Source organism: uncultured Methanobrevibacter sp. (assembly GCF_937906425.1).
GTDB lineage: Archaea > Methanobacteriota > Methanobacteria > Methanobacteriales > Methanobacteriaceae > Methanobrevibacter.
In genome coordinates this window covers 1-8,862 of the sequence record NZ_CALCYR010000053.1, presented here as the reverse complement: position 1 = coordinate 8,862, position 8,862 = coordinate 1, and the positions used below count along the sequence as shown (strand labels likewise).

At 31.1% G+C, this 8,862-nt stretch carries 7 protein-coding genes; 2 read left to right on the top strand and 5 right to left on the bottom strand.

Going from position 1 to position 8,862, the window contains the following annotated elements; all coding sequences use genetic code 11:
* Window positions 1-48: 48 nt before the first annotated feature.
* The gene (locus tag Q0138_RS01545) at window positions 49-495 is read right to left on the bottom strand and encodes a hypothetical protein (RefSeq protein ID WP_297979979.1); all 447 of its coding nucleotides are present in this window, start codon (window positions 493-495) and stop codon (window positions 49-51) included.
* 198 nt (window positions 496-693) lie between these two features.
* On the opposite strand from Q0138_RS01545, the gene Q0138_RS01540 reads away from it, so the two are divergent.
* A complete protein-coding gene (locus Q0138_RS01540) occupies window positions 694-1,032 on the top strand; it encodes a hypothetical protein (protein WP_297979977.1) in 339 nt (112 codons plus the stop codon).
* A 36-nt stretch (window positions 1,033-1,068) separates the two neighbouring features.
* On the opposite strand, the gene Q0138_RS01535 is transcribed toward Q0138_RS01540, so the two are convergent.
* Together Q0138_RS01535 and Q0138_RS01530 are read right to left on the bottom strand one after the other, a co-directional pair.
* Window positions 1,069-1,692, bottom strand: a complete 624-nt coding sequence (locus tag Q0138_RS01535; protein WP_297979975.1) for an aminodeoxychorismate/anthranilate synthase component II — start codon at window positions 1,690-1,692, stop codon at window positions 1,069-1,071.
* Window positions 1,693-1,847: 155 nt separating this feature from the next.
* Complete coding sequence (locus Q0138_RS01530) at window positions 1,848-3,494, bottom strand: anthranilate synthase component I family protein (protein WP_297979972.1); 1,647 nt, start codon at window positions 3,492-3,494, stop codon at window positions 1,848-1,850.
* Between the two features lie 392 nt (window positions 3,495-3,886).
* Here Q0138_RS01530 and Q0138_RS01525 point away from each other — a divergent pair, with 392 nt between their 5' ends.
* Window positions 3,887-5,380 carry a TrkH family potassium uptake protein gene (locus tag Q0138_RS01525; protein ID WP_297979969.1) on the top strand — a complete coding sequence of 498 codons (1,494 nt, stop codon included), beginning with the start codon at window positions 3,887-3,889 and terminating at the stop codon, window positions 5,378-5,380.
* 269 nt (window positions 5,381-5,649) lie between these two features.
* On the opposite strand, the gene Q0138_RS01520 is transcribed toward Q0138_RS01525, so the two are convergent.
* Both Q0138_RS01520 and Q0138_RS01515 read right to left on the bottom strand, forming a co-directional pair.
* Window positions 5,650-8,139: a heavy metal translocating P-type ATPase gene (locus Q0138_RS01520; protein WP_297979965.1), complete on the bottom strand. Its 2,490-nt coding sequence runs from the start codon at window positions 8,137-8,139 to the stop codon at window positions 5,650-5,652.
* A gap of 385 nt (window positions 8,140-8,524) precedes the next feature.
* Window positions 8,525-8,731 (bottom strand): cation transporter, encoded by a 207-nt coding sequence (locus Q0138_RS01515; RefSeq protein ID WP_297979961.1) that lies wholly within the window; start codon window positions 8,729-8,731, stop codon window positions 8,525-8,527.
* Between the last annotated feature and the right edge of the window lie 131 nt (window positions 8,732-8,862).

Genomic DNA, 8,862 nt, shown 5'->3' with positions numbered 1-8,862 from the left:
ATACTTATAATTATATTAATTATAAATTTATAAATATCTTTTTATAATTTAATCAACGATTTTATTTATATTATAATAAATTTCATTAATATTGAAATTATTATTATTAATAAAATCCAAATTCCACGGATAACTTTGGTTACTTTTTACATTTTTATTATTAATATTCTTTATATTTTCTTGATAATATAAAAATTCGATTTTTTTTTGTTTATAAAAAAAATTATGTTTAAAATAATTTTTAAATTCATATATGTTGATTTTATTATTAATATATTCATCAAAATCTTTTTCGTCTTTTATTTCAAAATCAAAATTATAACTACTATTATATATCTCATTCCAATAAAAATTAAATTTATTTTTTTCATTTAAAATTTCATTATGAAAATCATTCTTTAAATCTAATAAAATTTTTTTTATTATTTTATCATCTTTTATATCACATATTATATCAATTAATTTTTTTATATTTCTCGTCACATGTTTCGCCATTAATTCAGGATAGTCCAAACTTTTCCTAATAATTAAAATATAATAAATTTGGTCGATATATAATTTATATATTTGACTAGACGGAATTTTTTTATTTAATAATAAAAATATTAATATAAAGTAAATATATTGATCTTTATCGGAATTATCAATTTGATAAAAACTTTTTTACATAAATACAAAAAAGGAGATGCTATTATGAAAGATTTAGTTCCTGTTGCAAATTCAATACCTGAAGCAGTTTTAACAACTGAAGACAAGAAAAATATAGAGGTCATTCTTAATTTCAATCTTCCAATGCAGCCCAAAGATGCCACTAAATTATATGATTACTCAATTTTGGTTAAAAATAAAGCTAAAGTAATAAAAGAAATTGCTAAACACTACTTGCTACAAAGATTAAATCCGATGATTTACAATATGGCATTAGATAGAGCTATTGAATGTGGCGAATTGGTTTTAAGAGCAGAATTAACTCTCTCCACTTATCTAAAACAAATTAAAACAAGAAAAATCCTAAAAAAAAATAAAAAATAAATATCATATAAAATGAAAAAAAGAAAAATAAATAGCTTAAGCTATTTTTAAAAAGTTTTCAACTATCACAAGACCCTCTGGAGTTAATACAGACTCTGGATGGAATTGAAGCCCATAAATATTATTTGACTTATGCTTTACAGCCATAACCTCACCATCATCCGCCTTGGATAAAATCTCCAAACTATCTGGAATTGTATCATTATCAACAGCCAATGAATGATAACGTGCAACTTTAATCTTCTCATCCAATCCATTGAATATTTTATCTTCCTCAAATGAAATGACAGAGGTCTTACCATGCATCAATTCCTTAGCATGTATGATACTGGCTCCCAACTCTTCACAAATAGCCTGATGTCCAAGACAAACTCCTAAAATAGGAACATCCCCATCAATATATTCCTTGACAATACCCTTACAGATTCCAGCATCACTAGGTTTTCCAGGCCCTGGAGAGAGAATTATATAATCTGGATTTAATTCCCTTATCTCATCCAAATCCATCTCATCATTACGAATAACCTTTATCTCTTCATATATTTTATCCAAATCATTGGAATCCTCTAAATCATATCCCTTTATATTGGCCAAAGCCTCTCCAATAAACTGGTATAAGTTATAAACGAAACTGTCATAATTATCCACTAAAAGAATCATCATATCACCTTAACAAAAACAATTGAATAAAAATCAATAGCTAAATAAAATAAAAAGAATTGGATAAAAATCAAGTAACTGAATAAAATTAAACAATTCAAAAAATCAATAGCTAAATAAAATAAAACTAAATTTATCCAAAATCATTTACCCAATTATCTTATTCCTCCGTCTGCAATGTTTAAAGCATCAATAACTGCCTGTGCCTTATTTATACACTCTGTAAACTCATTTTCAGCTACACTGTCTGCAACTATGCCTGCACCTGATCTAATAAATACCTTATTGTCCCTTGCAAATGCAATTCTAATTGCAATACATGTGTCCAGGTTACCGGTTAAGTCAATATAGCCAATTGCTCCACCGTAAATTCCTCTCTTATTGTCCTCAAGCTCATTGATGATTTCACATGCCCTTATCTTAGGAGCACCTGAAAGTGTTCCTGCAGGCAATATGGAATCGATTGCAGAGAGATAATCACAGTCCTTTCTCAAATTAGCCTCAACTGTTGAACCAATATGCATTACATGGGAAAACCTTACAATGTCCATATAACGGTTTACCTTTACAGAACCGATTTCACTAATCTTGCCTATGTCATTTCTTCCCAAATCAACAAGCATATTGTGTTCAGCCAATTCCTTTTTGTCAGATAAAAGCTCTTTTTCAAGCAATAAATCCTCTTCATCAGTCTTTCCCCTTGGACGGGTTCCAGCAAGAGGGAATGTATATACATGATTATCCACAAGCTTTACAAGGGTTTCTGGACTTGCACCTGCTATCTCTATATCATCACTTGAGAAATAAAACATATAAGGTGATGGATTTGTTGTTCTAAGGACTCTGTAAACGTCAAACAGGCTTCCTTCAATCTCTGCCTCAATCCTGTTTGAAAGTACAACCTGGAAAATGTCTCCTTCAGTGATATAGTTTTTAGCCTTTTCAATCATGTCACAGAACTCTTCCTTTGAAAAGAGATATTTGTAATCAGACTTGATTTTTATAGGCAAATGCTTGGTAATTTCCTTTCTGCAGGCATCCACTTCCTCAAGGCTTTTCAAATCCTCCATCTTTGCAAGGGCTTCAATTGTTTTCTTATTGCTTAGCTGTTGAGAAAAGCTCTCATCCAACAAATCTACAATATTGTCTGCCTTAATTACATTGATTATATCCTCAATGGACCTGCAAGCCTCATCATAACTTTCCTCAAGGGATTTGGAATCTTCTCCATTCACCTTCATATTGACGATTACAACTATCTTTTGCTTAAAGTTGTCAAAGGCAATGACCTTGTCAAATAGCATAAGGTCAACATCCTTGAAGGCATCCTGGTTTTGTGCATCCAAAACAAGTGAAGGTTCACTGTATTTTATATAATCATAAGAAAAATAACCTACAAGACCTCCTGAAAAGGAAGGAAGGCCTTTAATCTTTGGAGACTTGTTTTCAGCTATGATTTGACGAATGTAATGGGCAGGATTATCTGTATTGCATGTAAAACATTTAGCATCCTCCTCCTCAAGCTCACAATCACTGAAACTGGACTCCCCCTTGATTCTAAGCTGCCCATCCTGACAGGTTAACTCAAGAATTGGATTGAATCCAAGGAAACTGTATCTACCCCAATTTTTAGAATCCTCAACACTTTCAAGCATATAACAGTGATTGCTTAATATTCTAAGTCTTCTTAAAACTTCTATAGAAGTTTTACTATCTGAAAATATTTCTAAACAAATTGGAATCCTTTTATAGGACTCATCCTTTGCCATCTCTTTTACTTCTTCTATATTTGGGTAAAACATTTTCCTCCATCCCTTAATTAGATTATTAAAATTTTATTATCATTTCTATAATATTACAATTTCTTGAAAAAATAAAAAAATTAAAATTCCATCAACATTTTTTTATAAAATTCAAAAATAAACAGAAAATAAAAAATTAAACATGTATTTTTGTATAATTTACTATATTGAATGTACTATTTAAATCTTTGGTGTATATAATTATACATTATAGTTAAAAAATGTTGATAATAATTTAAATATAAATAAATCAAGGACAATAAATATAAGAAAAATTTAAATATTTAATCAGTTAATCTATAAACACTATTCATTTTTTTAATCAAATAATAATTTTTCATTTAATTAAATCAAAATTAGATTAACTTTGTTCAATTCATAGGGTGGGAAAAATGAGAATAAATCACCTATCAAAACAGGATATAAAAATTATCCTACATTATCTTGGATATATTATGGAAGGCATAGGAATCATATTGTCAGTTCCCCTCATAATAGATTTAATTTATATGGAAAATATTTATTTTCTTGGATTAGTTCCATGCATTTGTTCAGTTCTAATAGGATACTTCCTTTCAAGACATTTTAAGGACTATACAAAACTTAAGCTAAAGCATGGAATGATCATATCAAGCGTTTCATGGCTATGGGCAGGACTTATAGCCGCCATAATAATGACACTTATTCTGGACATATCCTTTTTGGATGCTTTTTTTGAAAATATCTCTGCATGGACAGGGAGTGGATTAAGCCTTATAAATGATGTTGAAGCATTGCCCCACTCAATCCTATTTTTAAGAAGCCTTGAACAATGGATTGGAGGATTGGGAGTAGTGATTATCTTTATAAGTATCATCATGAAGCCGGGAACTTCAGGATACAAATTATACAAGTCCGAGGCAAGGGATGAGAAAATAAAGCCAAACATAAGAAATACAATGAATAAAACACTTGAAATCTATTTGATTTATACATTTTGCGGGATAATATTGTATCTTTTGGCAGGACTGCCTCTCTTTGACTCAATAAACCTTACATTCACTACAATTTCAACAGGTGGAATGTCAATAAAAAATGCAAACATCGGTTTCTACAACAACAATATAATCTATATAATCACAATGTTTCTGATGATTTTAGGAGCTACAAGCTTTACAGTCCATTATAGAATGATAAAGACAAGGGGAAAATCAATTATAAAGGACATTCAATTCCAGTTCATGATAATTGCAATCATATTTTCAGCAATTATCATTGCACTCATCTCAAACATTGCACCGATGAACGTTATTTTCCACGTAATCTCTGCAGTAACTACAACAGGGGCGAACATTGCAAGCCCTGCCGAATTGGCATCCTGGAGCGCACCTGTCTTAACAGCAATAATGCTGCTTATGATAATGGGAGGCTCATCAGGATCCACAGTTGGAGCTGTAAAAATCCTTAGAATAATCACATTTTTAAAAAGCACAAACATTACAGTAAGAAAAATTGTAAGGCCTGAAGGAAATGTTGTAAAATCAAAAATAGGAAAAAGAGAATTGAATGATAGGGAAATGAGTGAAGCCACAAGTTATATTGCACTATATCTTTTCATATTGATTGTGGCTTGGACAATACTCCTGTTCTATACAAATGACCCTGTTAACTCACTCTTTGATGTCACATCCACAATAGGTAATGTTGGATTAAGTACCGGGCTGATTAATGGAAACTTAAGCACCATTCCAAAACTGGTTTTAATTCTTTTGATGTGGATGGGCAGACTTGAAATAATCCCAATACTATTGACTGCAAGATTAGGTGTTGAAACTGTAAAGCAAGGATTTAAAATCACTAAAAAATCCATAAAAAGAAAAATCAAGTATGTTTTAATTAGAGACTGAATGAGGATTAAATAAGATAAATAACAAGTATAAAAAGAATCCCTTGAATAAGAATTAAAAATAATGGATCTGTTAAAAAACTATTTTAAAAATTTATTTTATTTATTTTAATCCGTTATTTTAGAAAATTTTTATTAAAATTTTTAGGATTTAAACAAGGCAAAAATAATAAAAAAAGAATAAAGAAATAAAAAAATTAAAAATTAAACAATTAAAATCTAAATAAGATAAAATAAAAAAATAATAAAGAAGTAATTAATAAATCCCTATTAATTACTGCTTTTTTCTCTTTTTATTGGTGGCACATATCCCTTAAGCAATAAGGACAAACTAATAACGGTTACAGAACTTAATGCCATTGCAAGTCCTGCCCATTCAGGACGGAAAACAATGCCCCAAATTGGATAAAGAATACCTGCTGCCACTGGAACAAGAATCATATTGTAAGCAAATGCCCAGAAAAGGTTTTCCTTAATTCTAGTCATTACCTTCTTAGAGAACTGTATGGAAGCAACTACATTTTCCAAGTCTCCTTCCATAATAACAACATCCCCACTTTCCATCGCAACATCGGTACCGTTGCCCATTGCAACACCGATATCAGCTTGAGAAAGCGCAGGAGCGTCGTTGATTCCATCTCCAACAAACAAGACTCTTTTTCCTTGATTTTGAAGTTCCTGTACCTTATCCAACTTATCGTTAGGAAGCACATTTGCCATTACATTATCAATGCCTACAATACTTGCAACAGAACTTGCAGTCTTTTCATTGTCTCCTGTAAGCATATAGGTTTCAATTCCCATCTTGTGCAATTCATCAATAGCTGATTTGGAATTGGTCTTGATTTTATCCATCAATGTAATGATTCCACTTACCTTACCATCAACAGCCAATGCAATGGTTGTTTTTGCCTGAGATACATAGTCCTCAAATGTCTTTAAAACATCCTCACTTACTGAAACCCCTTCAGATTCCATAAGCTTTAGATTGCCTGCAAGAACGGTTTTCTTCTCACCATCAATCTCTACGATAGCCTTTAAACCCTTACCTGTAATGTTTTCAAAGTCATCAACATCAAGTATGGAAAGATCTTCCTTGCCCTCACTTGCCAATTTAAGGTTATTTTCCTTGAATCTGTTTAGGATGGATTTTGCAATTGGGTGATTTGAATTGTTTTCAACACTTGACAAGATTTGAAGGAAAGTCTCCTCATCACCATCAAAAGCGATTATATCCTCAACTTCAGGCTTACCCTCTGTAATTGTTCCTGTCTTGTCAAATACACAGACATCCACATCCTTGGAACTTTCAAGGGTTTCACCATTCTTGATTAGAATACCATATTCTGCAGCTCTTCCAACACCTACTGTTACAGCTGTAGGGGTGGCAAGACCAAGGGAACATGGACATGCAACCACAAGAACTGAAATGAGACATGTAAGCGCAAACAGCAATCCTGAATCTGCAACAAAGTACCACAATAGGAAAACAATGATTGCAATTGTAAGAATGACAGGAATAAACCAGGACACAATCTTGTTAGCCATCCTTTGTACAGGAGGCTTTGAACCTTGTGCCTTTTCAACAAGCTGAATGATTTGGGACAAAACAGTTTCAGAACCTATCTTTTGAGCTTCCACCTTCAAGGCCCCGTCTTGGTTAATTGTACCTGCAAATACATCAATTCCCGCCTTTTTAAGCTTAGGAACAGGTTCACCAGTAATCATTGCCTCATCAACATAACTTTCACCACCGACTACAGTAGAGTCGGCAGGAATCTTTTCACCAGGCTTTACAAGCAATACGTCACCAATTTGAATGTCTTCAATGTCAATTTCCTTTTCAACACTGTTTCCATCCTCATCAGAGGTAAGAAGAGTTGCTGTTTTAGGTTGAAGACCAATAAGCTCCTTGATTGAAGAGGATGTTTTCCTTTTAGCCCTTGCCTCAAGATAACGGCCTATGGTTAAAAATGAAGGCAGCATTACAGCAGACTCATAAAACATGAAACTTGAGTCAAGAACAATGTTGAATGTGCCTAAAACACTTGATACAAAGGCTACAAGAATACCCATTGAATACATTACATCCATATCAAGGTTTTTGTGTTTAAAGGAGTTCCAACCTGCCTTTAAAATCGGATAACTTACATAAATAAATGGGAAAATAGCTATTATAAGTGACAATTGGTTCATGGTTAAAGGATGAACCATGATATTAAGATACATTATTGCCATAAGGATTCCTGCAAAGAAAAGCCCGACAATTATACGGTAGAGCTTGCCTCTTAAATCCTTTTGATACCTTTCCTCCTCATCCATTACATCCAAATCACCATCAAGACCAAGATATTCAAATCCCAGCATTTCAATGGTTTTTTGAATCTCCTTAAGATTGAGCATGTCACGGTAATAGCTGATTGTAACCTTTTGATTTGAAAGGTTTGCATTTGCTTCAACCACACCATCAACGCGAGGAAGGAACTTTTCCACATTGTTTACACAGGAAGCGCAATGCATACCATCAATCTGAATGGTAAGTTCTTCCTTAGGAACTGTAAAACCTACAGACTCTACAGTTTCATCTATCAAATCTGGAGAAATATTATCATTGAGAACCATATGGGCCTTATTTGTATTTAGGTCTACATTGATTGAATCCACTTCATCAAGCTTGCCTAATGACTTTTCAACAAGAAGTGAGCAGGATGAACAATGCATACCATCTACAGGAATGTCTAATTCTTTTTGTTTAGCCATATAATCCCTCCTTTAATAATGTTTAAAATCAATAAATATAACAATAGTTAAAAAATTATAATAATTTCCTATTCCATTAAAAGCAAAAGACACTAAAAAAAGAATGGAAATTAAAATAACCAGAAAATTAATAATTAGAATAATTAGTCAAATTATTAAAATTAATCAGTCAAATTTTCAACTTAATTAATAATTAGAATAATTAGTCAAATTATTAAAATTAATTAGTTAAATTTTCAGTTTAATTAATAATTAGAATAATTGGAATAATTAATTAATTAGAATAATTAGAATAATTAAATTATAGAAATAAATTGAAAAAACTAGAGTAAAAAAATAAAGAAATTAAATAAAAAAAGAAAATAAGAAATAAAACTTATTTCATTTATTTAACTTCAAATCCAGCTTCTTCTACAGCTTCAGCCACATCAATGTCAGAAACTTTTTCCGGATCTAATTCCACTACAACAGAGTTAGTGTCTAAATTAGCTTTAGCGTCTTCTACACCATCTAAATCTTTAATGGAAAGTTCAACAGCCATTACACATGAAGGACAGTGCATACCTACAACATCAAATTTTTTTTCTACCATTTTATCACATCAATGAATTATAAAATTAAACAATTATTAAGATTTATTTAAAAAATATCAAATAATTGTTTTAATAATTACTAATTTTTTTAATTATATTTAATTATATTATAAAATAAGTATATAAAATT

Coding starts and splice junctions, on each gene's coding strand:
- Q0138_RS01545 (WP_297979979.1), bottom strand. CDS start 495: ATGGCGAAACATGTGACGAGAAATATAAAAAAATTAATTGATATAATA.
- Q0138_RS01540 (WP_297979977.1), top strand. CDS start 694: ATGAAAGATTTAGTTCCTGTTGCAAATTCAATACCTGAAGCAGTTTTA.
- Q0138_RS01535 (WP_297979975.1), bottom strand. CDS start 1,692: ATGATTCTTTTAGTGGATAATTATGACAGTTTCGTTTATAACTTATAC.
- Q0138_RS01530 (WP_297979972.1), bottom strand. CDS start 3,494: ATGTTTTACCCAAATATAGAAGAAGTAAAAGAGATGGCAAAGGATGAG.
- Q0138_RS01525 (WP_297979969.1), top strand. CDS start 3,887: ATGAGAATAAATCACCTATCAAAACAGGATATAAAAATTATCCTACAT.
- Q0138_RS01520 (WP_297979965.1), bottom strand. CDS start 8,139: ATGGCTAAACAAAAAGAATTAGACATTCCTGTAGATGGTATGCATTGT.
- Q0138_RS01515 (WP_297979961.1), bottom strand. CDS start 8,731: ATGGTAGAAAAAAAATTTGATGTTGTAGGTATGCACTGTCCTTCATGT.